This window comes from Bradyrhizobium sp. PRIMUS42, from assembly GCF_023006515.1.
Taxonomy (GTDB): Bacteria; Pseudomonadota; Alphaproteobacteria; order Rhizobiales; family Xanthobacteraceae; genus Bradyrhizobium.
In genome coordinates, this window is the sequence record NZ_JALBGZ010000025.1 from 1 (window position 1) to 26,771 (window position 26,771).

The 26,771-nt window shown below is 63.6% G+C and carries 25 protein-coding genes; 7 read left to right on the plus strand and 18 right to left on the minus strand.

All coding sequences use genetic code 11. From position 1 onward, the window contains the following. The 7 genes from MOV75_RS04720 to MOV75_RS04750 form a co-directional block, all read right to left on the minus strand. Window positions 1-1,227, minus strand: a 1,227-nt coding sequence (locus MOV75_RS04720; RefSeq protein ID WP_247005047.1) for an AMP-binding protein, incomplete at its 3' end; no start/stop codon positions are given. A gap of 233 nt (window positions 1,228-1,460) precedes the next feature. After that, complete coding sequence (locus MOV75_RS04725) at window positions 1,461-1,730, minus strand: DUF3551 domain-containing protein (RefSeq protein WP_246919007.1); 270 nt, start codon at window positions 1,728-1,730, stop codon at window positions 1,461-1,463. A gap of 33 nt (window positions 1,731-1,763) precedes the next feature. Continuing rightward, window positions 1,764-2,042, minus strand: coding sequence for a DUF3551 domain-containing protein (locus MOV75_RS04730; protein WP_246919006.1), 279 nt, complete (start codon window positions 2,040-2,042; stop codon window positions 1,764-1,766). Between the two features lie 125 nt (window positions 2,043-2,167). Next, window positions 2,168-4,045 carry a molecular chaperone HtpG gene (gene htpG, locus MOV75_RS04735; RefSeq protein WP_246919005.1) on the minus strand — a complete coding sequence of 626 codons (1,878 nt, stop codon included), beginning with the start codon at window positions 4,043-4,045 and terminating at the stop codon, window positions 2,168-2,170. Between the two features lie 127 nt (window positions 4,046-4,172). Continuing rightward, a complete protein-coding gene (locus tag MOV75_RS04740) occupies window positions 4,173-4,607 on the minus strand; it encodes a hypothetical protein (protein ID WP_246919004.1) in 435 nt (144 codons plus the stop codon). Between the two features lie 335 nt (window positions 4,608-4,942). Next, window positions 4,943-7,024, minus strand: coding sequence for a tetratricopeptide repeat-containing protein (locus MOV75_RS04745; protein WP_247005048.1), 2,082 nt, complete (start codon window positions 7,022-7,024; stop codon window positions 4,943-4,945). Window positions 7,025-7,081: 57 nt separating this feature from the next. Beyond that, window positions 7,082-8,221 carry a patatin-like phospholipase family protein gene (locus MOV75_RS04750; RefSeq protein ID WP_246919002.1) on the minus strand — a complete coding sequence of 380 codons (1,140 nt, stop codon included), beginning with the start codon at window positions 8,219-8,221 and terminating at the stop codon, window positions 7,082-7,084. A gap of 396 nt (window positions 8,222-8,617) precedes the next feature. Here MOV75_RS04750 and MOV75_RS04755 point away from each other — a divergent pair, with 396 nt between their 5' ends. Beyond that, the gene (locus tag MOV75_RS04755; protein WP_246919001.1) at window positions 8,618-9,775 is read left to right on the plus strand and encodes a DNA/RNA non-specific endonuclease; all 1,158 of its coding nucleotides are present in this window, start codon (window positions 8,618-8,620) and stop codon (window positions 9,773-9,775) included. A 63-nt stretch (window positions 9,776-9,838) separates the two neighbouring features. Here the strand turns inward: MOV75_RS04755 and MOV75_RS04760 are convergent, their stop codons facing one another. Further along, complete coding sequence (locus MOV75_RS04760) at window positions 9,839-10,438, minus strand: nuclear transport factor 2 family protein (protein WP_246919000.1); 600 nt, start codon at window positions 10,436-10,438, stop codon at window positions 9,839-9,841. A 189-nt stretch (window positions 10,439-10,627) separates the two neighbouring features. On the opposite strand from MOV75_RS04760, the gene MOV75_RS04765 reads away from it, so the two are divergent. Beyond that, complete coding sequence (locus tag MOV75_RS04765; protein WP_246918999.1) at window positions 10,628-11,413, plus strand: energy transducer TonB; 786 nt, start codon at window positions 10,628-10,630, stop codon at window positions 11,411-11,413. Between the two features lie 70 nt (window positions 11,414-11,483). On the opposite strand, the gene MOV75_RS04770 is transcribed toward MOV75_RS04765, so the two are convergent. Next, entirely contained in the window at window positions 11,484-12,290 is an 807-nt protein-coding gene (locus MOV75_RS04770) for a response regulator (protein WP_246918998.1), read from the minus strand. A gap of 230 nt (window positions 12,291-12,520) precedes the next feature. Between MOV75_RS04770 and MOV75_RS04775 the strand changes: the two genes are divergently transcribed. After that, a complete protein-coding gene (locus MOV75_RS04775) occupies window positions 12,521-12,754 on the plus strand; it encodes a NepR family anti-sigma factor (protein ID WP_063197653.1) in 234 nt (77 codons plus the stop codon). Further along, window positions 12,754-13,302: a sigma-70 family RNA polymerase sigma factor gene (locus MOV75_RS04780; protein ID WP_011090521.1), complete on the plus strand. Its 549-nt coding sequence runs from the start codon at window positions 12,754-12,756 to the stop codon at window positions 13,300-13,302. The genes MOV75_RS04775 and MOV75_RS04780 overlap by 1 nt, the downstream gene beginning before the upstream one ends. An 86-nt stretch (window positions 13,303-13,388) precedes the next feature. Here the strand turns inward: MOV75_RS04780 and MOV75_RS04785 are convergent, their stop codons facing one another. From MOV75_RS04785 to MOV75_RS04820, 8 genes are all read right to left on the minus strand, one after another. Next, the gene (locus MOV75_RS04785) at window positions 13,389-14,087 is read right to left on the minus strand and encodes a nitroreductase (RefSeq protein ID WP_246918997.1); all 699 of its coding nucleotides are present in this window, start codon (window positions 14,085-14,087) and stop codon (window positions 13,389-13,391) included. 135 nt (window positions 14,088-14,222) lie between these two features. Next, a complete protein-coding gene (locus MOV75_RS04790) occupies window positions 14,223-15,467 on the minus strand; it encodes an acyl-CoA dehydrogenase (RefSeq protein WP_246918996.1) in 1,245 nt (414 codons plus the stop codon). A gap of 122 nt (window positions 15,468-15,589) precedes the next feature. Continuing rightward, the gene (locus tag MOV75_RS04795; protein WP_246918995.1) at window positions 15,590-16,834 is read right to left on the minus strand and encodes an acyl-CoA dehydrogenase; all 1,245 of its coding nucleotides are present in this window, start codon (window positions 16,832-16,834) and stop codon (window positions 15,590-15,592) included. 118 nt (window positions 16,835-16,952) lie between these two features. Beyond that, on the minus strand, window positions 16,953-18,080 hold the full coding sequence (locus MOV75_RS04800; RefSeq protein WP_246918994.1) for an acyl-CoA dehydrogenase family protein: 1,128 nt from the start codon (window positions 18,078-18,080) through the stop codon (window positions 16,953-16,955). A 115-nt stretch (window positions 18,081-18,195) separates the two neighbouring features. Further along, the gene (locus MOV75_RS04805) at window positions 18,196-20,067 is read right to left on the minus strand and encodes an AMP-binding protein (RefSeq protein ID WP_246918993.1); all 1,872 of its coding nucleotides are present in this window, start codon (window positions 20,065-20,067) and stop codon (window positions 18,196-18,198) included. Window positions 20,068-20,110: 43 nt separating this feature from the next. Further along, the gene (locus tag MOV75_RS04810) at window positions 20,111-20,917 is read right to left on the minus strand and encodes an enoyl-CoA hydratase/isomerase family protein (RefSeq protein WP_246918992.1); all 807 of its coding nucleotides are present in this window, start codon (window positions 20,915-20,917) and stop codon (window positions 20,111-20,113) included. 182 nt (window positions 20,918-21,099) lie between these two features. Beyond that, window positions 21,100-21,858, minus strand: a complete 759-nt coding sequence (locus MOV75_RS04815; RefSeq protein WP_246918991.1) for an SDR family NAD(P)-dependent oxidoreductase — start codon at window positions 21,856-21,858, stop codon at window positions 21,100-21,102. Between the two features lie 53 nt (window positions 21,859-21,911). Then, window positions 21,912-22,514: a TetR family transcriptional regulator gene (locus MOV75_RS04820; protein ID WP_246919017.1), complete on the minus strand. Its 603-nt coding sequence runs from the start codon at window positions 22,512-22,514 to the stop codon at window positions 21,912-21,914. 209 nt (window positions 22,515-22,723) lie between these two features. Between MOV75_RS04820 and MOV75_RS04825 the strand changes: the two genes are divergently transcribed. Together MOV75_RS04825 and MOV75_RS04830 are read left to right on the plus strand one after the other, a co-directional pair. After that, window positions 22,724-23,896, plus strand: coding sequence for an acetyl-CoA C-acetyltransferase (locus tag MOV75_RS04825; protein WP_246918990.1), 1,173 nt, complete (start codon window positions 22,724-22,726; stop codon window positions 23,894-23,896). Window positions 23,897-24,010: 114 nt separating this feature from the next. Beyond that, entirely contained in the window at window positions 24,011-25,555 is a 1,545-nt protein-coding gene (locus tag MOV75_RS04830) for an acyl-CoA synthetase (RefSeq protein ID WP_246918989.1), read from the plus strand. Window positions 25,556-25,653: 98 nt separating this feature from the next. Here MOV75_RS04830 and MOV75_RS04835 read toward each other — a convergent pair whose 3' ends face one another. Further along, window positions 25,654-26,196, minus strand: coding sequence for a methylated-DNA--[protein]-cysteine S-methyltransferase (locus MOV75_RS04835; RefSeq protein WP_246918988.1), 543 nt, complete (start codon window positions 26,194-26,196; stop codon window positions 25,654-25,656). Window positions 26,197-26,326: 130 nt separating this feature from the next. On the opposite strand from MOV75_RS04835, the gene MOV75_RS04840 reads away from it, so the two are divergent. Next, the coding region (locus tag MOV75_RS04840; RefSeq protein ID WP_247005050.1) for an alpha/beta fold hydrolase at window positions 26,327-26,771 on the plus strand (445 nt) is incomplete at its 3' end.

The window sequence follows — 26,771 nt, forward strand, 5'->3', positions numbered from 1 at the left end:
GATGCGGCCGATGGCTTCGCCGGCCTCCCCGCGGTCGCAGGCGAGGCAAAAACCCTCATACTTGCGCCCCGGCCAGCCGCTGTCGGGGTCGAGCTTGACGAGATTGGCAGGGAAGCGATGCGCGAGCAGCGGCGGGATGCGACCAATCGCCCCTCGCTGGCCCTCGACGTTGAACAGCGAGAAATTGCCTTCCGTCGCCGCATAGAATTCGAGGATGCGGGGAATGGCGAAACGCGCCTGAAAGTCTTCCCAGATGTCGCCGCGCAGGCCGTTGCCGCAGACGAGGCGGAGACGATGACGGTTCTCGTATTCCGACGGCGGCGCCTTGAGCAGATAACGGCAGAGCTCGCCGATATATTGAAACAGCGTGCAGTCGTGACGGACGATGTCGGGCCAGAAATGCGAGGCAGAGAATTTCTCCGCAATCACCACCGAGCCGCCGGCAGCGAGCATGCTGCACGGCGCGACGATGCCGCCGACCGAGTGGAACAACGGCAGGCAATCATAGAGCCGGTCTTGCGGGCTGGCGCCGGTGAGGCCCGCGAACCAAAAACCCCAATTGAGGATGCGGCGGTGGCTGATGCTGGCGGCTTTCGGCAGGCCGGTGGTGCCTGAGGTGTAGATCAGCAGCGCACGGTCGTCGATGGTGACCTCGCAGCGCTCCTCCGGCGACAACGGCGCCTCGTCCAGCGCCGCCAGCGCGACGTCGATCGCGCGATCGCCGCGGGCATCGCCATGCGTCCACACCTTGGCCTGCGTTTTCAGATGTGGCGTAGCGCTCTCCAACACCTCCGCCAGGTCATGCGCCACGATGATATGAGCGGGCCTGGCGACGTCGATGCAATGCGCGAGCGATTGCCCGACCAGCTTGGTGTTGAGGAGCGCGACCACCCCGCCGACCCGGCTGATGCCGAGCCATGCCGCGAGGTAGTCGATGCCGTTCGGCATGATCAACGCGACGGTATCACCCTTGGCCACGTCGAGCGAGCGCGCCCAGCGCGCGTAGCGATTGACGCGCTTCGACAGGCCTGCGTAATCGAGACTTGCGCCATCGGTGAGCAGCGCGACCCGGTCGGGCTGGCGCTGCGCCCAATCATCGACGACGTCGGCGAACAGGCGGCCTGGCAGGGTCTCGATGCGCGCGGTGAGCTCAATGGCCTTCAGCCAGATCTTTGAAGCCGACGGCGCGCGCGCGGTTTTCGGTTGCTCGATGACACCGGTCGTCATGCCGTTCGTTCTTTCGGGCCGTGGCTGCTGTTCCTCCAAGCTTAGCCGGCGCGCCCTGCCCAGGTGTTAAGAGGTGGGGTAAAACACGGTTAGCGCGCGATTAACGCTAGTCATCCCTTACCAGTCCAAGGGGATCGTGCCGCGACAATCTCTGGCGCAGGTGGTGGAAACGTCGGAGATCGGGAGGAGCGGCGGCAGCACTGCACTGAAGCAGGAGTGCCGCGCCGTCCGCGCTAGCCGGTTTGCCTGTGACGGAAGCGCGGCGGCGCTGCATTGAACGGATAATACGGATTGAGGTCACAGATCGCGGAACGACCGAAAGCGGTGGCGCGGCACTGCGGCAACGAGGTGAAGGAGCAGTCGTACCACTCCCCACCTCCCCCGTTCGCACCTGAATAAACGTGCATGCAGACGGGGTAACGCGGATCAAAGGTCTGCGCATGCGACGGCGCGGTCGTGAGCAGTGCGCCGGCGGTCATGATCAGGCCGAACGAGAAGCGCATGAGCAGTATTCCTTTACGCTGCGCCGCGGATCGCTATTGCACCTTCTTGTGGCGCCGGCGCGGCGGCGGCTGGTCGAAGGCGTAATAGGGGTTGAGGTCGCAGCTCGCCGAGCGGCCCGACGCGGTGGCGCGGCACTGCGGCAGCGAGGTGAAAGAGCAGTCGAAATAGTCGCCGCCACCACCGCCGAATCCGCCGCCGGGCGTGTAAACGTGCATGCATACCGGGTAGCGCGGATCATAGGTTTGGGCGCTGGCATCTGCCGCGACGAACAGCGTCGCAATCGCGGTGAGGGTCAGGATCGACAGGCGCATGGACACATCCTCGAATCGGCGGCGTCGGCGACCTGATGCCGACGGCCCCCTATGGCATAACACCAGGCCGGTTGCGACTGTTCCTAGGGACAGATGACGGCAAGGTGAGGCGGTGCGCCGCGGCGCTATCCGCCGAGCCCCTGCAGCACCAGCCGGTTCAACCTCGCCGCAAACGCCGCCGGGTCCTCCGGCAACTCGCCGTCCAGGATCTGCGCCTGTTCGAGCAGGAGCAGGCTGAGATCGTCGACCACCTTGGAGCCGGCCTGAGCCTTGGTGATCGCGCCCACCATCGGATGGCGCAGATTGATCTCCAGGATCGGCTTGGTTTTCATGCCGCGATTTTGCTGCGCCAGGATTCGCTCGAGCTCGCGGCTCGGCCCCTGGCTGTCGGCGACGAGGCAGGAGGCCGAACTGGTGAGGCGCGTCGAGGCCTTGACGTCGCTGACGCGCTCGCCAAGCGCGGCCTTGATCACCGCGATGGTGGCGGCTTCATCGGCGACCGGCTCCTCCTTCTTCGCCTCGTCCTTGTCGTCGACGCGCGGAATCAGGTCGAGATTGAGATCGCCCTGGCTCAGCGATTTCAGCGGCTTGCCGTCGAACTCCGAGGGCATCGAGGTCCAGAAGGCGTCGACCGGATCGGACAGCAGCAGCACCTCGATGCCGCGCGCGGTCGCGGCCTCGAGCCGCGGATTGGATTTCAGCCGCTCGATGCTGTCTCCGACGAGATAATAGATCTCGGTCTGGTTCGGCTTGAAATCGGCGATGACCTGCTTCAGCGACCGCTTCTCGCCCGACGTCGTGGTGAAACGCGACAGCGCCAGCAGCTTTTCGCGACGTTCGAAGTCTTCGTAAATGCCTTCCTTCAGCACCGGGCCGAACGCGTCCCAGATCTTGGCGAAATTGTCCGGATCCTTCTCGGCGAGGCTTTCGAGCTCCGAGACGACCCGCGTCGCCACCGCCTTGCGTATCTGCGCGAGCTGCGGATTGTTCTGAAGCATCTCGCGGGAGATGTTGAGCGGCAGATCCTCGCTGTCGACGACGCCTCGGATGAAGCGCAAATAGCCCGGCAAGAGGTCGGCGTCGTCGGTGATGAAGACGCGGCGGACGTAAAGCTTCACCCGGCCCTTGCGGTTCGGCTCGAACAGGTCGAACGGCTTGGTCGAGGGCGCGAACAGCAGCACGGCGTAGGAGTAGCGGCCCTCGGCGCGGTAATGCAGCGTCATCGCGGGATCGTCGAAGGCGGACGCGATCTGCTGATAGGCCTTCTTGTAGTCGTCCGGGGTCAGCTCGGATTTCGAACGCTGCCACAGCGCGCTCGCCGAATTGATCTGGCGAGGCTCGCCTTCTTCCGGCACGAGCTCGATGGGAAACAGAATATTGTCGGAATAGGCACCGACGATGCGCTCGATGTCGTAGGTCTCGAGATATTTCTTGGCATCGTCCTTGAGGTGCAGAACGATCTCGGTGCCGCGCGTCAGGCGCGCGGCCTCCTCGTCACTGGCATGGGCGATCTCGAAGCCGGAACCGCCGGAGGATGTCCATGTCCAGACGTCGCTCTCGCCGGCGCGGCGGCTTAGCACGACGATCTTCTCGGCGACCATGAAGGCGGAATAGAAGCCGACGCCGAACTGGCCGATCAAGCCGAGGCCGTCCTTGGCCTCCTTCAGCTTCGACACGAACGCCTTGGTGCCGGAGCGGGCGATGGTGCCGAGATGATCGATCAGCTCCTGCCGCTCCATGCCGATGCCGTTGTCGGCGATCGTGAGCGTCTTGGCCTGCTTGTTTGGAATGATGCGGATCTTGAGCGCATCGCCCTCGCCGAGCAGGGCCGGGCTGGCGATCGCCTCGTAGCGCAACTTGTCGCAGGCATCCGACGCGTTGGAGACGAGCTCGCGCAGGAAGATGTCGGTCTCGGAATAGACGGAGTGCACCATGAGGTGCAAAAGCTCGGAAACTTCGGCCTGGAAGGGCTGCGTATGCACAGCCGTGTCTGACGTCGTCATGCGTTTACCCGGTCAAAACGAAGGGGAAGAAACCCGGGATATAACGCGAGCGTAGGCGGGATCAAGTGGGCGTGAACGATCCAGCTCTCGGCGGACGGACGGCTGGTCCGGCGCCCTGCGGATCAGGTCAGGTCACGCAACGGCCGGGCTGAAGCAACTTTGCGACCTCGGTCAGGGAGCTGACCATCGGCTCGCAGGCGATCGTCGGCTTGTTGCGGGTCCGCTTCTGGTTCTGGAGCAGCACCGGCGGCTTGGCGTTGCCGGTCTCGATCACCGCGGGAACCCGCAGCAGCACCGAGGTGTCGGCGAGGTCGTTCAGCCGCATTGAGACAGTGCGGGTGGGTACCGGGGCCGGCTTGATCTCGGCAAAGCGGTCGGCCTTGCCGGCACGATTGACGTTATGGCTCGCGCTATAGCTTGGCGCGTAGTTCGAGCTGTGGCTGGGTACGTCCGCGACCGCCTGCCAGCGGTCGGCCAGATCATGGCCAGAGGCCAATTGCACCGCGCCGAGCGTTGCGACAATCGCGGCGGCGCCCAAAAATACCTTATGAATCTGTGACATGGCTGTCGATCCCTCGCCCCATGGCGATCGCGGGAACAACGCGGGCGGAGGACCGGGGGTTCTTGGCCGTTACGATCACTTAACCGTGTGCGATAAATGCTGCAGCGTGCGCAAAATATTTTGCAGGGCATGGAACGACTCGCGCAGACAGGAGTCGTCTCAACAGCCGGCTATTCCCCCCTGCCCCATAAGCCGGCGACGTAGGGCGCGACTGTGGTGATGCCAGTCGCGCCTTACTTTTTTTTGCGCTTCGACCGTAAGGGCGGAGGGCGATGACGGTGTTTTCGACGTCCGCCGAGCGGCAGGGATCAAGCAAAATCGCGGCCTGGCTTCGCTTACGTACCGCCGGCCTTCAGCAAGTGCCGCGCGTCGAGTTCGACCGTCTTGAATCCCCAGTCCGCCGCGACATTCACGAGATGGGCCGTGCCCCCGGGGCCGTCGGGATCCTTCTCGCGATTGTAGAGCGCGACCAGCGTCAGGTAACGCGGTTGCGCGGCCAGGGCGCTGAACATCATCCAAAGATTATTCCGCTGCCAGATATCGTAACCCTTTTTGCCGGAGAGCCAGCGCGGCAAATCCTTGGATTCGGCAAGCACGCGAGGCGTCACGCGCTGGCAGAGTTGCTGGTATCGCATCACCCAATCTACCCCGCCGTGATTGACCGATCCGGCCTGGAACTGGGCCTCCGGCAGCGCCAGCATGAGCTGCGTGGGGACGTTGAGCGCGTTGCAGACCTCGTGGAACAGGATATCGCTGCCACAAGCCCCGCCCGCGATGCCGAACGAAACGCCGCCATTCTCGTTCATCTCGTCCTTGACCGCTTTTTCGATCATCTTGCGCGCCGCGGCAACCGCCTCGGGCGTGTTGGGAAAACGCGGGTCGTTCTTGTCCCGGCGGGGCGTGTCGAGCATATGGCCCGTGAAAAGAATGACCCGCACGGGCAGCGCCGCGGGTTTATCCGGCGCAGCCTGGTTCATCTCCCTCAGCGCGGCTTCGACATTTGCCGACAGCACCCCGAGCTCGCGAAACAGCAGGAGATTGCGCCGCACCGCGTCGATTTCGAACGGGCCCGCATTTGCCAGGCCTCTTCGATAGGCGGTCCCGGCTTGTGCCGGCTTCTCGGCCGTGAGGAACGACAGGTCCGCACGGCTGATCTCCTTCCAGATGTCGAATTTCTCGCCCTTCCGCACCACCTTGTCATCGTTGCCGACGGCCAGGTTTAACGCCGCAGCGAGACGACCGGCGCGGCGTTCGCTGGTCTTGAGAGCGACGATCGCCGCGTCCCCGTCATCGAAACTTTCAGCCCAGACATCGGGGAGCGCCTTGGCGAGACCGATCTGGATCGTCAGCATCGCAAGCGCGTTGATCCCCGCATAGAAGCTGTCCAGATCTTCGGCGAAGCCGTCGAGATAATGCTGGATGGCGGAGGCAAGATGAGGCGAGCGGAGGGCCGCCTCGCGTTGCGCATCGGGGGACGCCGCGGCCTGCCAATCGTCAATCCATCGCGTCTTGGCGTTGCTTCCCAGCAGTGAATGTCCTTCGGCGCGGTGAAACCGCCGCTCCGCCGATTCCTTGGGCGTCTCATCGCGATCATTCGGCGGCATCGTGCGAGCGAGGACCCGATTGATCGCCTGTTCCGAACGCGTGATGCAGTCGAGCTTTGAATCGGGACCAAGGGCCCTGGCCGCCAGCTTCTGATAGATCGTGCCCAGACGGTAATTGGCCTGAAAATCGTTGCTGTCCAGGCCGCGAAGCAGTTCGAACGTCTCCTTGGCTCCGGCCAGGGCCTTGATCCGAAATTGCGCGTCGCCAACGATCCGCAATCCCGCGCTTCCCCATTCGAAACCGCGGACCTCCTGAGCGAGCAGCCGCAGGTCTCCGGCGCGACCCGCCTTTTGCGCGATCTCGACCTCTTCCTGGAAATCGAACGGCACGACCATGAGCGCGGCCCGGTCGTGCGGCGTCAGACGCGGGAGCAACTTGAAGACCGGGCTGTCTTTGTTGGTGTCGGCAAGCGTCGCCCTGAGCGACTCGAGAAAGCCAGGGAGCGCGGCGGCAGGGTCCGCCGGATCGTATTGACCATATCGATCGGTCTGAAGATCGAAGGGATACTTGTCCTGCGTATCCTTGGCGCGCATCAGCAGGGTGTGCCGGTCGCGCAAACCGTGCCGGATACCAAGCTCGTAGAACACATTTGCGTTGTGGATGGAGAGGTCGGCGATCACCAGATCGGAGAGCACCAGCAGCCTGAACATATCCTCCCGAATGTTGCCCTGCCGTGTGATCTCGAGCGTGGTGCGGCCTTCAATTCCGGCCGCCGTCAGCGCAGGCGCAATAAGATCCCTTTCCACCCGATCGAAATCGATGCCGCCCTGCGTGCCGAAGGGACGAACGATGAAAGCGCGCGTTACTTCCATGACTAACTTCCTCGGATCTGAATCGGAAGCTACGCCTGAGTACCGGCCGCCGCCGGATCAGCTCGCATCGAAGCAGGGCGGAAAATGTTCCGGCTTGACCTGCTCCTTCGCGGCAAGCCGCCCGATGTCGGCAAGGTCCGCGAGATTGTTCGGATCATCCATCGCCGCGATCTTCGCGACAGATTCCGGCGCAAGATCAAGCTTGACCGTGGTCTTCAGCCAGCCGGGCTCCAGGAGCACGTTATAGCGTGCATAGGTGGCCAGTTGCGGGCCGCTCTGGCTGTCCAGCTTCATATCCCCCAGGGCGCGGTCGATCGCCCATGGCGTCAGGCAGTTCGTCAGCCATTGCAGCATCGACTGATTGACGCGCCCGCAATCATCCATAAGGGATTGCAGCGATCGCAGGCCCTGCTCGGCCGCAGCCATGCCCGTGATCTGTTCCGTCGTGTAAGTCTTCTTGAACGTGCCCGTGCCGATCGAGATCAGCAACAGCTTGTCTCTGCCGGTTGGCCAGCGAAAACCATGGCCATCGAGCGCGGCCAGCATCAGCAATTGCAACGATGGGTCGTTGAAAGGACTCACACCGCCATCGACGAACGCGCCGGCGACGGCGTTTCCATCACGCGAGGAGATGTCGATCTCCTGAGGCTTGAAATAGGTCGGTGCTGCCGTGCTCGCCCGGACCACCTTGGTCAAATGCAACTTGCCGTCCTGCGCGGCATATCGAGCGGCAGGATGGTTGTGCAGCGGCCAGGGACTGCCGGTGTCGAGGCGCTTCGTCATGATCATCAAGCCGGTGCGGATGCGCTCGCTGTCGAGCGTCGTGTCTGCTCCGAGTTGCTCATCGAGTGCATCTTGAAGTGGCTCAGATTTGAACTTCGGCGCCAACAGCCCGAGCCTCCAGAACTCGGCCTGGAAAACATCCGTCCCGATCCCGGTGTAGAGCTTCTTGAGCTGCTCCACCGTCAATCCACAGGCCAGACCGGCCGCAATGATCGACCCCGTCGATGTGCCTCCGATGAGATCGAAATAGTCGCAGAGCAGGAAGTTCGGATCGTTGAATCGTCTCCTGAATTCCCGCTCCATGACTTCAAGATATTCGAGGGAAAGAATGCCGCGTATCCCGCCTCCATCGAGAGCGAGTATCCGCTTCGGTCCGTTCGTGCTGTCCAAATGTTGTTGCTTGGTCTTGGGCATCTGGCCCTCCCAGGCTGCAAAGGCAGCCGATACCGGCTGCAGCAATTCGATGGCTCACAATATTCTCTTATGCGACGGCTACGAAATCTGCCGCCGCATCAAATTCGATCCGACCGTCAATATCGGTCGCTCAAGACAACTATCTTGCATGAAACACAGCCTAAAGTATAGTGGTCTAGATTGCCGGCAGGGAAGAAGGCCAGACCGTCATCGTTTCGCGCTGGGATGCAGAAAAAGAATTCCAGATGGCGTGCGGCAGACGCTCGAGCCTTGGCCGAGGCGAAGCAAGGAATTCATGAGCAGCGTCTTGTCGCCACTCAAGACAGAGACGAGCAGTTGCGACCGGTGATTGCCGGTTGAACCGAAGGGGTGTTGCGCTCGACGGGATCAGGTCGCATGGCTGACATTTTCCTGAGCTACACCCACGTCGATCGGCCGCGCGCCCGGCCGATCGTGGATCTTCTTGAAGAGCAGGGCTGGACCGTTTGGTGGGACCGCGGCATCGAACCGGGCATGCCATGGCGGCCCGAGCTCGACGTCGAATTGGCGAACTGTCGAGCCGTCGTCGTGCTGTGGTCGCAGACGTCGACGGCCAGCGAATGGGTTTGTCATGAGGCACGCGCCGGCCTGAAGAAAGGCGCGCTGGTGCCCATACTCCTCGACGAAGACAAATTCCCGACGGAGTTCGCCGCCGTGCAGGCAACCGATCTTTCGCGCTGGAACGGCGAGACAGACCGCACCGAGGTGGAAGCGCTGCTGCGCCGGCTGGCGCGTCTCGTCCCGCCCTCGCGTATCGATACGGTTCGTCCGGGGTTCGATCCGGATTTTCTCGGCAAGACGCGCCCGCTCTCTCTACCCGGCGTGAATGGCGCGGTCGCCGTGTTGCGCTATCTGCACTTCACGGTCGTGATGAATCCGGCGCGTCGGCTCGCGCATTACGTGGCTTACAATTGCGACGGGAGCCAATTCGTCGACGAGCCGCGCAGCGCGGATAAATGGTCGCCCGATCCGCTGCTTCCCCCGTCGTTGCAGATGAATTTACCGTTGCTGCGACAGAGCCCTTACGACCGCGGCCACCTCATGGCCCGCTCGACGGGCTGCTGGGGCGAGCCGCGCGCTGCCTCGATCTCGGCGCGCCAGGCGTTCTACTGGCCCAACGTCGTGCCGCAGCACCAGCGGCTCAATCGGGATTGGTGGCACGCGTTGGAACGGTGGGAGCGTGCAATGGCGCAATCGCGAGGCCGGCTAACAGGCTTCAGCGGGCCAGTCTTCTCCGACGACGATGAAGCCTTCCGCGGCGACGTCGAGTTCGAGCACGGCCTGATCGCGCGCGACACTTTTCGCGTACCGCGGGCCTATTGGAAAGTTACGGTCGTGGCCGTTCCACGCGGCCGCCTTGCTGTCGCAGCCTATCTGATGGACCAGGTGGCGATGGTGGCACAGGACGTTGGCCGCCGGATCGAGATCGGCGACTACCGCGTCACGCTCGCAGATCTGGAAAGGATCGCGCAACTCCGTTTCGAGGCATCCCTGCACGAGGCGGCTGCGTTGTGAGTTTGCCACCGAAGGGACACCCGTGGCCGTATACGCAACGGCGCCCTGCTATCGCTCGAGGCATCAGGAGACCTTCCCTGCCAGCCATATCCGTCCCTCGCCATAGAGCTTCTCCACTTCGGCACCGGTCAGGCCTGGCATGTCGCGCTTGACCTTGTAGCCGATCAGCTCCTGCATGTAGGCGAGGTGGCGATAGCCTTCGGGCAGCGCGGCCAGCGCCTTGGCATCGAGGCGAAGCGTCGCAGCTGGATCGACCGGGTCGATCCGGTCCTTCTCGTAGATCGGCTGGCGGCGGACGATGCCCCATCTGCCCTGCCGCTTCTCCAGGAAATCATAGAAGCGCCCGGTGCAGACGACGTCGCAGAGCACATCGTGCACCGGGGCGCGCTGCGAGATCGTCATCTTGGTCTGGGCGATGGCGCGCTGGCCTGCGAGATCGATGCTGGTGCCGCCGAGGAAATGCAGAATGCGAACGCCCCCGGCAAAGCCCTCCTGGCTGACGCGCATGAAATCCCGCGCCGGCCCCTGAAACCAGGTGGCGGACATCCAGCCTTCTTCGTGCCAGACGGTCGCAAAGCGGTCCCAGTCCCCAGCATCGCGCCAGACCGCCCAGTTTTCGACGAGGTCGCGGATAGCGAGGCGGTCGAGGAGTTGCTGATCCATGGTGCGTTTCTCCCGGCGGCTTGAGGCTGCGATGAATGTCATCGGCCCGACGTATCAACGGGGCAATGAGGTTGGCGTCAAGCGCCTGATGTTTCGCGGCCGTTCGAATTGCCCACAGCGGGGCAAGCGCGATACGAGCAACGGGCCTTGCAATCAACCGGACCGCGATTAATATCCGCAGTGATGCAGATGAAATTCCTTTTGTTGGCCGCGCTTCTCGGATTGCTCGCGGTTTCCCCCGCACGCGCGCAAACAGATTTGCAGACCGAACGCGCGACGGCCTGGAAGGCAAGACTGTCGGCGCACATAGCCAGCTACCGTCAATTTCCGGCTGAAGCACTGGGGCAAACCGGCGAGGTCAGGGTCACATTCGTCATCGACCGGTCCGGCAGGTTGATCTCGCAGGCTCTGGCCGTGAGCACCGGCTCTCGGCCGCTCGACGTTGCCGCGCTGCAGATCGTCGCTCGTGCCCAACCGTTTCCGGCGCCGCCTTCGGAGCTCAAGGATGAGTCACTCACGTTGACAGTGCCGATTGCCTTCAATGGCCGTCAATTCCAGCTGCAACCTTCCGGGCTGGTGCTGAGCAGGCCCGGTCCCGTGCTCACGGAGGCGGATACCATGGCCGCCTGGCGGAAGGTGGCCACTGAACATGTCTGGCGCCACAGGGTGTTTCCTCCGGAGGCGATGGGTCAGATGGGTAATGCTGGCGTCACATTCGTGATCGACCGCTCGGGCACATTGATCTCGCACGCTTTGGTGGAAAGCACAGGCTCCCCGCCCCTGGATGCAGCAGCTCTCAAAATGGTGGAGCGAAGCGAACCATTTCCGAAGCCGCCTCCCGAGGCCAAGGACGACCTCCAGCGGATTACCATCTTCATGACTCTCGACGGCGTGCAACGCTTGGTCGAGCCCGGACCATGGGCGGACGAGGCCAAATTGAAGGCCAAGATCAACAGCGTCTGCCGAGGTTGTTGAACAGGGTGTCGGCAAACAAGAAACGGCGCGCCCTGCGACGCGCCGTCTTCTTGTCGGATCGAGGCTTTGCCTACGCCGCCGGCGCCTTTGGTGTGCGGTTGCGCGAGTTGCGCTGGAAGAACAGCGCCTGGCTCGCCACCGCCGACACCATCGCGGGCTGGAACGGTTTTGAGATCAGGAACGCCGGCTCGGGGCGCTCGCCCGTGAGGAAGCGCTCGGGGTAGGCGGTGATGAACACCACCGGCACTTCGAAGGTGCGCAGCAGCTCGTTGACCGCGTCCAGGCCCGACGAGCCGTCGGCGAGCTGGATGTCGGCGAGGATCAGACCCGGCCGCTTGTTCTTGGCCAGCGCCACCGCATCGGCGTGGGTGCGCGCGACGCCGACGACGTTGTGGCCGAGATTCTTCACCAGGCTCTCGAGGTCCATGGCGATGAAGGTCTCGTCCTCGATGATCAGCACGTCGGTCGCGATCTCGGCCGCCATCTCGCGGCCCGCGGCGTCCGCAAGGCGCCGCGTCTCGCCGACGTCGGTGCCGAGGATGTAACCGACTTCCTCTTCCGAAAATCCCTCCAGCGAGAGCAGCAGGAAGGCCTGCCGCGGCAGTGGAGTGATGTTGGACAGACGCCGCTCCGGCGGCATCGGCAGGGTCGTCACCTCCGAATCGTCGTTGACGGAGACCGAATTCCAGATCTGGGTGAACAGCCGAAACAGGCCGGCGCGCGGCCCATGGCTCTCGTCGAGCACCGCCGGATCTCCCAGCATGGCTTCCAACATGGCTGCGACGTAGGCGTCACCGGAGGCCTGGCTGCCTGTCAGAGCGCGTGCGTACCGGCGCAATAACGGCAAGTGTTCAGCAACAAGCTGTGAACGGGACATCCCCACTCCATTCGTGTTCGGGCCGGCCTTGAGGTCCAATCCTGAGGTCAGGCGTCACGCGGGGGGCCCGGGTTCCCCTGCTGGCTGATTACGCCTCAACCTGAGAAAAGTTCCGTTCGAGCGGGAACTTTTTCTCGAACCTGGAATTGTGCCTAACCAGGGAACGGCTCCCGGTTGAGAAAACCTCTCGAACTTACAGTAACTTAACTCGGGGAAACGTGGAACAGGTCATGAAAGATCTCAAGTCTCAAGCCAGCAGAAGCACGACCCCCGGCAAGGGAGGCCTCACTCCGGAGATACAATCCCGGATCGGGCATCAGTTGCGCGCCATGTATGATGATGTCGTGCGACAAGGGGTTCCAGATCGGTTCGCAGAACTGATCAAGAAGCTTGATGCGCCGGGAGCGACACCCCAATTGGGCGATGAGGGCGGATCCAACGACAACAACAATGGGAGGGATTAATGCCTCTCACGGACTCCCTGCGTAACGACATCCTGGCGGCCGTGCCCAGTCTGCGCGCGTTCGCCATTTCGCTCAGCGGCAATGCGGACCGCGCCGACGATTTGGTCCAGGAGACGCTGCTCCGCGCGCTCGCCAACATCGACTCGTTCCAGCCCGGCTCCAATCTGCCGGCGTGGCTGTTCACGATCCTGCGCAACCTGTTCCGCTCCGACTATCGCAAGCGGCGGCGCGAGGTCGAGGATGCCGAAGGCAACTACGCCAAGACGCTGAAGACACAGCCGTCGCAGAACGCGCATCTCGAGTTCGAGGAGTTTCGCACGGCGCTCGAAAAGCTTCCGCAGGACCAGCGTGAAGCGCTGATCCTGGTCGGCGCCTCGGGCTTCTCCTACGAGGATGCGGCCTCGATCTGCGGCTGCGCAGTCGGCACTATCAAGAGCCGCGTGAACCGCGCCCGCTCGAAGCTCGCCGCGCTGCTCTATGTCGACGGTGCCGAGGATTTTGGGCCTGACGAGACCGTGCGGGCCGTGATCGGCGGCAGCGGCGGCTGACGGCCGGCGTCAAGCGGACCGAAACGAAAACGAAGGCGGCCGCTTCCGCGGCCGCCTTCACGTGTTCGAAAGATGGCGGCCCTCGATCATTCGTCCACGAAGGTCACGGTGTCAGCCACGCCCGCGCGCGAGGTGCGGTAGCTGTTGACCTTGTGGTCGTCGTCGGCATAGCCGAACGAGATGCCGCAGACGACGCGGCGATCGTCGGGCAGATTGAAGTGGCGGCGGATCAGGCCGGAATGCCGCGCGAGTGCGGCCTGCGGAATCGTGCCGAGCCCGAGCGCCTGCGCGGCCAGCATGAAATTGCTGACATAAGCGCCGCAATCGATCGCACCATAAATGCCGAGCGGCTCGTTGGTGTGGACGATCGCGACATGCGGCGCGCCGAAGAAATTGTAGTTCTCCAGCGCCTGCTTGGCGTAGGCGCTTCTGTCACCGCGGGCGATGCCGAGCGTGTTGTAGAGCTGAAAACCGCTTTCCCGGCGGCGCTCCAGATAGACGCCGACATATTCGCGCGGCGGCGTGAAATCGTAGTCGTCGCCGAGACCGCCCGAGGCCTCCTTGTAGATCGCCTGGCGGAAGCGCTCCTTGGCATCGCCGCTGGCGATGACGACCTGCCATGGCTGGCTGTTGCACCATGACGCCGTGCGCTGCGCGGTGGTCAGCACATGCTCGATGGTCGCGCGGTCGACTTCCTTGGGCAGGAAGGCGCGGACGGAATAGCGCTCGTTGAGGAGTTCTTCGAGCACGCCGATGCGGTCGTTCTGGTTGACTTTAGCGTCCATGGATCAGCTCGCGCTCTTCGTAGGGTGGGCAAAGGCGCGTAGCGCGCTGCCCACCGACAGACTTACCCCGGAGCATCTGCATATGGTGGGCACGCTTCGCTTTGCCCACCCTACGAGATACAGCGAGAGGTGAAATCACCGCCCCTTGGTCGGGATCTTGTTGTACGGCACGTCCTTGTCGACGCGGATGTCGCCGGGCAGGCCCAGCACCCGCTCGGCGATGATGTTGCGCAGGATTTCGTCGGTGCCGCCGGCGATGCGCATCGAGGGCGAGGATAGCAGCATCTGCTGGAATTGGCCCTGCACGGTCTCCTCGTCGCTGCCTGTGAGAACACCGGCCGCGCCCTGGAGGTCCATCGCGTAGGTCGCGATGTCCTGAAGCATCATGCCCGACACCAGCTTGCCGATCGAGTTCTCCGGGCCCGGCCGCTCGCCCTTCGAAAGGGCCGAGATGGTGCGGTAGCTGGTGTATTTCAGGCCGCTCGACTTCGCCGCCCAGCTCGCAAGCTTCGAGCGCACGGCAGGATCGTCGATCGCAAGTCCATCCTCCAGCATGAGATTGGAGCAGAACTCGAACATCTCAGGCACGCCGGTCGCAAGCCGCGAGCCGATCGACATGCGCTCGTTCATCAGCGTGGTCAGCGATACGCTCCAGCCCTCGCCGACGGCGCCGAGCCGCTGGCTGTCCGGAATCACCACGTCGGTGAAATAGACCTCATTGAACTCCTGCATGCCGTTGGCCTGCTTGATCGGACGGACCTCGACGCCCGGGCTCTTCATGTCCAGGAAGAACATGGTCAGGCCCTTGTGCTTGGGCACGTTCGGATCGGTGCGCGCGATCAGGAGGCCGTAGTCGGAATAATGCGCGCCCGAGGTCCAGATCTTCTGGCCGTTGACGATCCAATTGTCGCCCTTCTTCTCCGCGCGGGTGCGCAATCCCGCAACGTCGGAGCCGGCCGACGGTTCGGAGAACAGCTGGCACCAGATCTCCTCGCCCGAGGCGAGCTTCGGCAAATAGCGGCGCTTGGCATCCTCGCTGCCGAAGGCCATCACGGTCGGGCCGCACATGCCCTCGCCGATCTGGAACGGCTGCGTCAGCTTGCCGTAGACGCCCTCCTCCTGCTGCCAGATCACGCGCTCGATCGGCGTGGCGCCGCGGCCGCCATATTCCCTGGGCCAGTGCAGGCAGGCCCAGCCGCCTTCGGCCTTCTTCTTCTGCCAGGCCTTGCCGACATCGACGATGTCGTGCTGGGCGAGCCGGATGCGGCCGAGCGAGGATTTTGACAGCTCGGCGTGCAGCTCCTTTGGCGCATTGGCCTCGACCCATTTGCGCGCGGTCTCGCGGAATGCGGCTTCCTGCGGGGTGTCGTCGAAATTCATGGCGGACCTCACAATCCTTGCTCGATGCATAGGGTGGGCAAAGCGAAGCGTGCCCACCACCTTTCGTTCGCGATAGAATTGGTGGGCACGGAGCGTACCGCGCCTTTGCCCACCCTACAGTCTCAACCTCTCCCCTTCGTCGGGATCTTGTTGAACGGCACGTCCTTGTCGACCCTGATATCGCCGGGCAGGCCCAGCACCCGCTCGGCGATGATGTTGCGCATGATCTCGTCGGTGCCGCCTTCGACGCGGGTGCCCGGCGCGCGCAGCAGCATCGCCTGGAAACGGCCGGCGAGCTCGGCATCCTCGCCGCTGACCACGCCGTTCGCACCCTGCAGATCGAGCGCGTAAGTCGCGACATCTTGGATCATCGAGCCCGCCACCAGCTTGCCGATGGAGTTCTCCGGCCCCGGCCGCTCGCCTTTCGACAACGCCGAGATCGCGCGCATGCTGGTGTACTTCAGCCCGCTCGCCTTTACCGCCCAGTTGGCGAGCTTCGAGCGCACCGCGCGATCCTCGATCGCCGGGCCGTCGTCGAGCATCAGGCTGGAGCAGTACTCGAACAATTCAGGGAAACCGGTCGAGACAGCCGCACCGATCGCGCTGCGCTCATTCATCAGCGTGGTCAGCGAGACATTCCAGCCGTCACCGACCTCACCGAGACGTTGATGGTCGGGAATGCGAACGTTGGTGAAATAGACCTCGTTGAAATCCGAGGCCCCGCTGGCCTGCTTGATCGGCCTGACCTCGACGCCGGGGCTCTTCATGTCCAGGAAGAACATGGTGAGGCCCTTGTGCTTGGGCACGGTTGGATCGGTGCGGGTGAGCAAAATGCCGTAGTCGGAATAATGCGCGCCAGAGGTCCAGATCTTCTGGCCGTTGATGACCCAATCGTCTCCGTCCTTTTCCGCGCGCGTGCGCAGGCCCGCGACGTCCGAGCCGCCGGCGGGCTCGGAAAAAAGCTGACACCAGACCTTCTCACCGGAGGCGAGCGGCGGCAGATAGGTGCGCTTATGCTCCTCGCGCGCGAACGCCATCATGGTTGGCCCGCACATGCCGTGACCGATGATGAACATGCGGGACAGCTGGCCGAACGGCCCCTCTTCCTGCTGCCAGATCACGCGTTCGATCGGCGACGATCCGCGCCCGCCATATTCCTTCGGCCAGTGCAGGCAGGCCCACCCGGCGTCGGCCTTCTTCTTCTGCCAGGCTTTTGCGACCTCGAGAATGTCGGCATTCTTGAGCACGGTGCGGCCGAGCGAGGACTTTCGCAGCTCCTCTTCATATTGCTTGGGCGCGTTCGCCGCGATCCAGGCGCGCGCAGTGGCACGGAATTCGGCTTCCTGCGGGGTGTCGTCAAAGTTCATGGTCTTTTCTTTCTGTCATTCCGGGGCGCGCGCAGCGCGAACCCGGAATCTCGACGTTATTCACTCATCTCGGGATTCCGGGTTCGCCGCTTTGCGGCGCCCCGGAATGACGACCACGTCACGCCGCGTTCTTCTTGCGCATGCGGTCGATCAACTGATCTTCCCAATAGGACAGGCTGCCGAGGCCGAGCGCCATGGCATTGGCGCGGCGGTAGTACATGTGGCAGTCGAACTCCCAGGTGAAACCCATGCCGCCGTGAACCTGGATGTTGTTCTTGGCGCAATGCTGGAACGCCTGCGTCGCGCTGATCCGCGCGGCGGCCGCGGCTTCGGGCAGTTCGGCCGCATTGGTCGAGAGCGCCCAGGCACCGTAATAGCTGTTGGAGCGCGCCAACGTCGCCGAGACATACATGTCGGCCAGCATGTGCTTGACCGCCTGGAACGAGCCGATCTGGCGGCCGAAGGCGATGCGGTCGAGCGCGTAGTCGCGGCCCATCTCCAGCGCGCGGTCGGAGCCGCCGACTTGTTCGAACGCGCACAGCACCGCGGCACGATCGAGGACCTGGGTGAGGATGCTCCAGCCTTCGCCGGCTGCGCCGAGCGGCTCGGCCTTGCAGTCTTTGAAGGTGAGTTCGGCCTGCCCGCGGGTCGGATCGAGATTGGTCAGACTCTTGACCTCGACGCCGCCGGCTTTGAGATCGACCAGGAACAGCGAGATATCGCTGTCGCGACCGCTCGAACCGTTGCGCGCGGCGACCACCGCGAAATCGGCGACGGCGCCGTCGGCAACCGGCTTCTTGACGCCGTTGAGCAAACCGTTCGCACCAGTGAGCTTGACGTTCTTCGGCGACGGATTGCCCTTGCCCTCGAACAGCGCCAGCGTACCGATCGCCTCGCCCGAGGCAATCGCGGGTAGCCATTTCTTCTTCTGAGCGTCGCTGCCCGCGATCAGTAACGTTTCGGCGGCGAGATAAACCGTCGAGGAGAATGGCACCGGCGCATTGGCGCGGCCCATTTCCTCTGCAATCACACAGAGCTCGAGATGGCCGGCGCCCGCGCCCCCGAACTCTTCAGGGATCGCTACGCCGAGAAAACCCATCTCCGCGAGGCCTTTCCAGAGCTCCTTGTCGTAAGGCGCCTTGCCGTCGAGCACGACGCGTACGGCCTTGGGCGAGCATTTTTCGGCGAGGAACTTGCGCGCCTGATCGCGGAGCTGTTTCTGATCGTCGGAGAAATCAAAGTTCATGGCGGGCTACCTTTGTTTATTCGTTGTCATTTATTGGCACCGTCATTCCGGGGGCGCGCGGAGCGGCTGCGCCTTGCGGCGCATCCCGGAATGACGAGGTGAGAGAGAGGCGCACTCATCGCAGCACGATCACGTCCTCATCCGGCTGATCCGCATAGAGCCGCTCCACCAGCGCGGCGCGGCGCTCGAGGCCGGCGCGCTGGTTGATGTAGCCCTTGTCGGTGAGCTCGTTGCCGTCGATCGAGGGCGGCTCGACCATCAGCATCGCGCGCGCGATGATGCGGCTGCTGGCGCCCTCGCATTCCCTGTTGTGCGCTTCCAGACCACGCCTGAAACAGGCGAGCACCTCGGGATGCTTCACCGCTTCCGCAAAGCTCAGATCGGGATTGCCGACGAGTTGCCGGCAGGCATGCAGGTTCGGCCAGGCCAGCAGACCGATGAACGGACGGTCCTGCCCCGCGACCAGCGCGTCGTGCACCACGGGCGTCGCCGCAGCGATCGCGTCGGTCCGGAGTGAGCCGACATGCACGAAGGTGCCGGTGGTCAGCTTGAAGTCTTCCACCACGCGACCGGCGAAGATGATGCCCTTCACCGCATCGGCATCGTCGACGAAAATGCCGGCGTCGCCGATACAGTAGAACCCTTCCTCGTCGAACATCTTCTTCGTCAGATCAGGCTGGCCGAAATAGCCCGGCGTGACGTTGACGCCGCGCAGACGCAGCTCGTACTTCGAGCCGCACGGCACCATCTTCAACTCGACGCCGGGGAACGGCAGGCCGATCAGGCCGACGCGCTCGGTATCCCAATAGGTGCCGGTCGAGGTCGGCGCGGTCTCGGTCGAGCCCCAACCGGTGTAGAACACGATGCGCTCGCCGGTCGTCTTGACCGCGAGGGCCTGCATGCGGTCGTAGAGATCGTCGGGCAACCTCGCACCGCCATAGGCCATGATCGAGAGATTCTTGAAGAACGAGCGGCAGAGCGCATCGTCCTTCTCCATGGCGGCTGCGAGCGCGGCATAGCCGGCGGGCACGTTGGCGTAATAGGTCGGCGAGATCTCGCGCAGGTTTCGCAGCGTCTCCTCGAACTGGCCCGGCATCGGGCGGCCGTCGTCGATATAGAGCGTGCCGCCATCGACCAGGATCGGGTGGAAAGCCGCATTGCCGCCCATGGTGTGATTCCAGGGCATCCAGTCCAGCATGGTCGCGACAGGACCATCAGGCGAACGCGGCCGCACCTGCATCATCATCGCGGCATTGGCGCACATCATCTGCTGCGTGTTGATGACGGCCTTGGGCATGCCGGTCGAGCCTGATGTGAACAGCAGCTTGCCGACGGTCTGCGGCGTGATCTGTGCGATGGAGGCGTCGACTTCGGCAGTCACCGGCGTTGCCGCAAGCTCGGCAAAGCTGACGCTCTTGATGCCGTCGCAGGGTCGCGCGACGTGAACGACGGTGACGCCGGCGAGATCGAGCGCCTTCAGGGCCTTCTCGAAGGTCGGGCCGTCCTGCACCATCACCACGGCCGGCTTGATCAGGTCGAACAGGTACTTCAGCTTGACGTGATCGTGGCTCATCAGGGAATAGGCCGGCGACACCGGCGCCGCGGGCGAACGCGCCTGCATCGCGGCCTGCGTCATCAGCGCATGCTCGATCGAATTGCCGGAGAGGATCGCAACGGGGCGACCATCGAGATCGAGATTGAGCAGGGCTTGCGTCAGAGCATCCACCGTGCGCTTGGCTTCGCCATAGGACACCTTGCGCCATTCGCGGCTTGCGCCGCCGCGCTGGGCAAGCCAGATGCGTTCCGGCGCTTCCTTCGCCCACCTCGCCAGCGAAGCTGGAATGTGGTTCTCGTAGGCTTGCAGTGGAATGCGCGACTTCAGCACCACCGTGCCGTCGGCGCGCCGCTCGACGTCGATGTCGCGTGCGAGCCACTCGATCTTGCGAAAGGCGGGCTTCGTCATCACAGCCGCCGCGCTTCCACTCATTTTGCGTCTCCCGGAATTATCGTCCTTTGCGGATCGTTCTGGTTCAGCGCTTGATATAGACAGGCTTTCGCTTCTCAAGGAAGGCCCTGACGCCTTCCGAAAATTCCTCGGAACGGCTGCACAGGACCTGGTTGCGGTCCTCCATTGCGATCGCAGCTTCCAGCGAGCCGGCATCGACGCTGATGTTGAGGCATTCCTTGGATAGACGCAGGCCCACGGGCGAAGCCGTGATCATTGCCTCGATATACGGCTCGGCCGCCTCAGCGAGTTGGTCCTCGTCAACGACCTCAGAGACCAGACCGACCGCCAGCGCGCGCTCGGCGCCGATGAAGCGACCGGTGAGGATCAGTTCCGATGCCACGGATACGCCGACAAGGCGCGGCAGAAAGTAGCTGGTGCCGATGTCGCAGCCGCCGAGGCCGAGCTTGATGAAGGCACAGTTCATCCGAGCCGATTTCGTCGCGATACGGATGTCGGAGGCAAGCGCCAGCGCAAAACCGCCGCCGGCCGCCGCGCCCTGCACCAGCGCGAGGATCGGCTGCGGGCAGCGACGCATCAGCATCACGATGTCGGCAATGCGGCGCTGCGAGTCGAGCGACTCCGTGACGCCAGGCGGCTCCTGCTGTCCCGCGCGGCGAGCCATTGCCGCCTTGAGATCGAGGCCCGCGCAAAAATTCTTGCCAGCCCCCTTCAGCACGACGACGCGCGTGTCGCGATTGCGCTGCAGCCCCTGGAAATAGACGTTGAGCGCGTCGATCAGCGCGGGGTCGAGGGCGTTGAGGCTAGCCGGGCGATTGAGCGTCACCCGATCGACGCCGTCGTCATGCTCGATCAGCAGCGGTTGGGACATGGGGGCCTCGCACTTGCCGCGCGTGAGATGGCTATTATTGCGCCCTCTCCCCTTGTGGGAGAGGGCATGCACGCTGTGAGCCCAGAGTTCGCTTGGGCGAGGGGTCTGTCTCCGCGGAGAGAAACCCCTCATCCGCCTTGCCTTCGCAAGGCACCTTCTCCCACAAGGGGAGAAGGAAGTAGCTACCGCGGCGCCATGCGGATCGCGCCGTCGAGGCGGATGGTCTCACCGTTCAACATCGGGTTCTCGACGATGTGCACGGCGAGCGAACCGTATTCGGCGGCATCTCCGAGGCGCGAGGGATGCGGCACCTGGGCACCGAGGCTCTTGCGCGCCTCTTCGTTCAGACCCATCAAGAGGGGCGTGAAGAACAGGCCAGGCGCGATGGTGTTGACGCGGATCTTCTGGCTGGCAAGATCGCGCGCGGCCGGCAGGGTGAGGCCGACGACACCGCCCTTCGAAGCCGAATAGGCGATCTGGCCGATCTGGCCTTCGTAAGCGGCAACTGAGGCGGTGTTGATGATGACGCCACGCTCTTCACCGACGGGCTCGATCGTGACGAGACGCTCGGCGAACAGGCGCAGGCAGTTGAAGGTGCCGATCAGGTTGACGTTGATGATGCGCGCGAACTTTTCCAAGGGATAGACCCCGTCGCGACCGACGATGCGCTGCGAGCCGCCGATGCCGGCGCAGTTCATCAGCACGCGCGCGACGCCGTGCGCGGCTTCCGCCTTGGCGATCGCCGCCTTGATCTGCTCTTCGCTGGTGACATCGGCGTGTAGCGCAATGCCCTTCACTTCGGCGGCGACCTTCTCGGCATTGTCCTTGTTCTGGTCGATCACGCCGATCTTGGCGCCCTTGGCCGCCATGGCGCGAGCGGTCGCCTCACCGAGACCCGAACCACCGCCGGTGATGAGAACGGATACATCTTTCAACTGCATGCTTGTACCTTTCCTTGGGCGTTTCTTCTCTGGACTTTGGGCGTTCAGCCGGATCATCCGGCAGCGACAGCTTCCTCGGCTTGCATGAGGATGCCGCCGCAAATCAGCGTTTCCATGTGTTTGATGTATTGCCGGCAGACGTCGTCGGTGACCGGGCCGACGCCGGTCGCGCGAGACATCGCATGCCGGCCGAAGAACAGATGATCGCAGGCGCCGATCAGGCTGGTGTAGAACAGCACCGGATCGGTCTGCCGGAACTCACCGCGGCTGACACCGTCGGCGAGCAGGCGGCGGTGGAAATCGAGCAGAGGCGCGACGAAGAACTTCGAGACTTCGTCGGCCGAGCCGGCGCTGGTTTCATGCAGCAGATAGTGGATCAGCCGGTTCATGTAGGGGAACCGGTGATAGGCCCGGATGATGCCGCCGATATGCAGCTTCAGCTTCGCCGTGGCCGTGATCGGCTGCGCCAGCAGATATTCGAGATTGGACATCTCGGTTGCGGCGTCCCGCGCGAGCAGCGCAAGCAGCAGGCCGTCCTTGTTGCCGAAGTGGTATTTGACCAGCGCGGCGTTGGCGCCCGACTTTTGCGCGATGTCGGAGAGCGAGATCTCGATCGAGGAGCGTTCGATCATCAACTCGCTCGCGGCCACGAGCAATTTCTCCGCCGTGGAATTCTTCCCGCTGGGGAGCCTGTTCGGTACGCTGGTGGCCACGGAAGATCCCTGTTCGCCGCTCGAAGCGGGGCGCAGATAAGCCCAAGCAGCGCCTCATCACAAGAGTTAATTGATCGATTGACTAAACGATCGCCCGTCCCTTAAATCCGTCCCCGACAACCAACCCAATCAAGAATTCAGGGAGAGACCGAATGGCCGAGGCTTACATCGTCGCCGCTGCGCGCACCGCGGGCGGGCGCAAGGGGGGCCGCCTCGCCGGCTGGCATCCGGCCGATCTCGCCGCCAAGGTGTTGGACGAGCTGGTCGATCGCACCAAGGTCGATCCCGCCTTGGTCGAAGACGTGATCATGGGCTGCGTGATGCAGGTCGGCGAGCAGTCCAATAACGTCGCGCGCAACGCGATCATGGCGTCGAAATTGCCGGAGAGCGTGCCGGGCACCTCGATCGACCGCCAATGCGGCTCCTCGCAGCAGGCGCTGCATTTCGCGGCCCAAGCCGTGATGTCGGGCACCATGGACGTCGTAATCGCCGCCGGCGTGGAATCGATGACGCGCGTGCCGATGGGCCTTTCGTCGCAGCTTCCGGCCAAGAACGGCTTTGGCAATTACAAGAGCCCGGGCATCGAGGCGAAGTATCCCAACATCGTGTTCAGCCAGTTCACCGGCGCGGAGATGATGGCCGAGCGATACGGCCTCTCCAAGGACGAGCTCGATCAGTATTCCTACAACAGCCATCAGCGCGCGATCGCGGCGACGCAAGCCGGCCACTTCAAGAAGGAGATCGTGCCGCTGGAGATCACCCGGGCCGACGGCTCCAAGGATACCCACCACATCGACGAAGGCATTCGCTTCGATGCCACACTCGAAGGTATCAAGGGCGTCAAGCTGATCGCCGAGAACGGCAAGCTCAGCGCCGCCAGCGCCAGCCAGATCTGCGACGGCGCCTCCGGCGTCATGGTGGTGAACGAGCGCGGGCTGAAGCAGCTCGGCGTCAAGCCGCTGGCGCGCATCCATCACATGACCATGATGGGCGGCGATCCCGTCATTATGCTGGATGCGCCGCTGCACGCGACCAAGCGCGCCCTGGAGAAGGCCGGCATGAAGATCGGCGACATCGACCTGTTCGAGGTCAACGAGGCCTTCGCCTCGGTGCCGACCGCATGGCTGAAGACCACCGGTGCCGATCCGGAGCGTCTCAACGTCAACGGCGGCGCGATCGCGCTCGGCCACCCCCTCGGCGGCTCCGGCACCAAGCTGATGACCACGCTGGTCCACGCCCTGCACCAGCGCGGCAAGCGCTATGGCCTGCAGACCATGTGCGAAGGCGGCGGCATGGCGAATGTGACGATTGTGGAGCGGCTGTAGGAAAGACAAGAGCGAGTAGTGAGTGGCGAGTAGCGAATGGTGACTAGGCGAAGAGCGGCTCTGTTCCTCCCTACTCGCAATTCGCTATTCGCCATTCGCGCTTGAGGAAACGCCATGACCCACCCCTCCATCCACGCAAAGACCACGCCGAACAAGATCGCCTACCAGATGGCCGGGACCGGCAAGGCGATCACCTATCGCGAGCTCGACGAGCTTTCGAACCAGGGCGCACATCTGTTCCGCTCGCTCGGGCTGAAGGCCGGTGACCACATCGCGCTGTTGATGGAAAACCGTCTCGCCTTCATGGAGCTGTGCTGGGCCGCACAGCGCAGCGGGCTCTATTACACCGCGATCAGCCGCTATTTGAAGCAGGACGAGATCGACTACATCATCGCCGATTGCGGCGCCAAGGTCGTGATCACCACGCCGAAATGCGCCGACCAGATCAAGGGCCTGATCAAGAGCGCCGCCGGCGAGCCGATCTTCTACATGATGGACGAGCCGCTGCCCGGCTTCCGCTCCTACGACAAGGAAGCCGCCGCGCAGCCGACGACGCCGATCGCCGACGAGGTCGCCGGCTACGACATGCTGTATTCGTCCGGCACCACCGGCCGGCCCAAGGGCGTCAAGAAGGCGTTCGAGGGCAAAGCGATCGACGAGCCGAATCCGCTTCTGCGCGTGCTCTGCGCCGACATGTGCGGCATGAACGCCGACAGCACCTATCTGTCGCCGGCGCCGCTCTATCACGCGGCCCCTTTGCGCTTCAACATGATGGCGATCGTGCTCGGCGGCACCTCGATCATCATGGAGCACTTCGACGCCGAAGATTTCCTGAAGCTGGTCGAGAAATACAAGGTCACGCAGTCGCAGCTCGTGCCGACCATGTTCGTGCGCATGCTGAAGCTGCCGGACGACGTTCGTACTAAATACAACGTCTCCACGCTCAAAGGCGCCATTCACGCCGCCGCTCCGTGTCCGGTCGACGTCAAAGCAAAAATGATCGAGTGGTGGGGACCGATCCTGATCGAGTATTACGCCGGCTCGGAGGGCAACGGCGTCACTGTTTGCAGTTCGCCGCAATGGCTGGAGCACCGCGGCAGTGTCGGCCGCGCCGTGGTCGGCAAGATCAAGATTCTCGACGAGAACGACGAGGAGCAGCCGCTCGGTGAGATCGGCACGGTCTATTTCGCCGACGCGCCCGCCTTCACCTATCACAACGACCCCGAGAAGACGAAGAAGGCCTACAACGCCAAGGGCTGGTCGACGCTCGGCGACGTCGGCTATCTCGACAAGGATGGCTTCCTCTATCTCACCGACCGCAAGTCCTACATGATCATCTCCGGCGGCGTGAACATCTATCCGCAGGAGACCGAGGACGTGCTGATCACCCACCCTGAGGTCGCCGATGTCGCGGTGTTCGGCGTGCCGAACGAGGAGATGGGCGAAGAGGTGAAGGCGGTGGTGCAGCCGCACGACATGAGCCGCGCCGGCAAGGCCTTCGAGGCGGACCTGATCGCCTACTGCAAGGGCCGCCTCTCCGCGATCAAGTGCCCGCGCTCGATTGATTTCGAGCCCGAGCTGCCACGCACGCCGACCGGCAAGCTGGTGAAGCGGCATCTGCGCGACAAATATTGGCCGAAGACGGCCGCGAAGATCTAGCGGAATTCGTAGGGTGGATTAGCGAAGCGTAATCCACCTCTTTTCGTGCGGCGCCAGAAGTGGTGGATTACGCCTTCGGCTAATCCACCCTACAAGCCTCAATCGAACAAACTCGGCGTGTGGTTCACGAGCGCGCCTTCGATCTCGAGCATCTTCAGCTTCGTCACCACGCCGCCATTGGCCGAGAAACCGCCGGGCTTGTTGCCGGCGGCGAGCACACGATGGCAGGGCACGACGATCGGACACGGGTTGCGGCCGAGCGCCTGACCGACGTCGCGCGACAGCTGGACGCCGCCGAGCTGCTTGGCGATATCGCCATAGGTGACGGTCCTGCCCGGCGGGATCGCGCGGGCGATCTCGTAGACGCCGCGGTTGAAGTCGGGCACCCCGTCCAGATCGAGCGGGATGTCGGTGAGGTCGTCAGGCTCGCCCGCGAGCAGCTTGACGATCCGATCAATCGCCTGCTGCACCTCGGCGGTCGGCTCGGCTTCGGTCGCCTCGGCATGGCGCTGGCTGATGCGGGTGCGGATCTTCTGCTCGCCGCCCATCGGCAATTGCGTGCCGTTGATGCCGCGCGGGCCCCAGGCGATGGCGCAGAGGCCGATCCTGGTGTCGAACAGGGCAAAATGCTGGTCGGTCATCGCTTGGTTCCTGGCTAGCGTCGCATGCCCCAGTTTCATCTCCCGCCAAATCTAGGCTTGGAAATAGTTGCGATCCACCCGGTTTCCGGGAATCTTGCACAGGAGTTCCGCCCCGCCTCGCGAGTCCAGAATGCAAAGCCTCCACGTCAACGGTTACGACATGCCCTATCTCGACGTGGGCGAAGACAGAGGCCGCCCGCCGCTGGTCTGCGTGCACGGCTCGCTGAACGACTTCCGAGTCTGGGGTTGCGTGCTCGGGCCGCTGACGCAGCGGCACCGGGTGATCGCCGTCAGCCTGCGGCACTTCTTCCCGGAACGCTGGGACGGCCTCGGTGACACCTATTCGATCGCCCAGCATGTCGAGGACGTCATCGCCTTCATCGAGCAGCTGGACCTCGGCCCCGTCGACCTGATGGGCCATTCCCGCGGTGGCCACATCTGCTTCCGCGTCGGGCAAGCCCGCCCCGATTTGTTGCGGCGGCTGATCCTGGCCGAGCCCGGCGGTGAGCTCGATGCGAGCCTCGATCCGGATTATGTAGGCGGCCCCTCGCCGCTGCTGGCGCGCTTCACCGCCT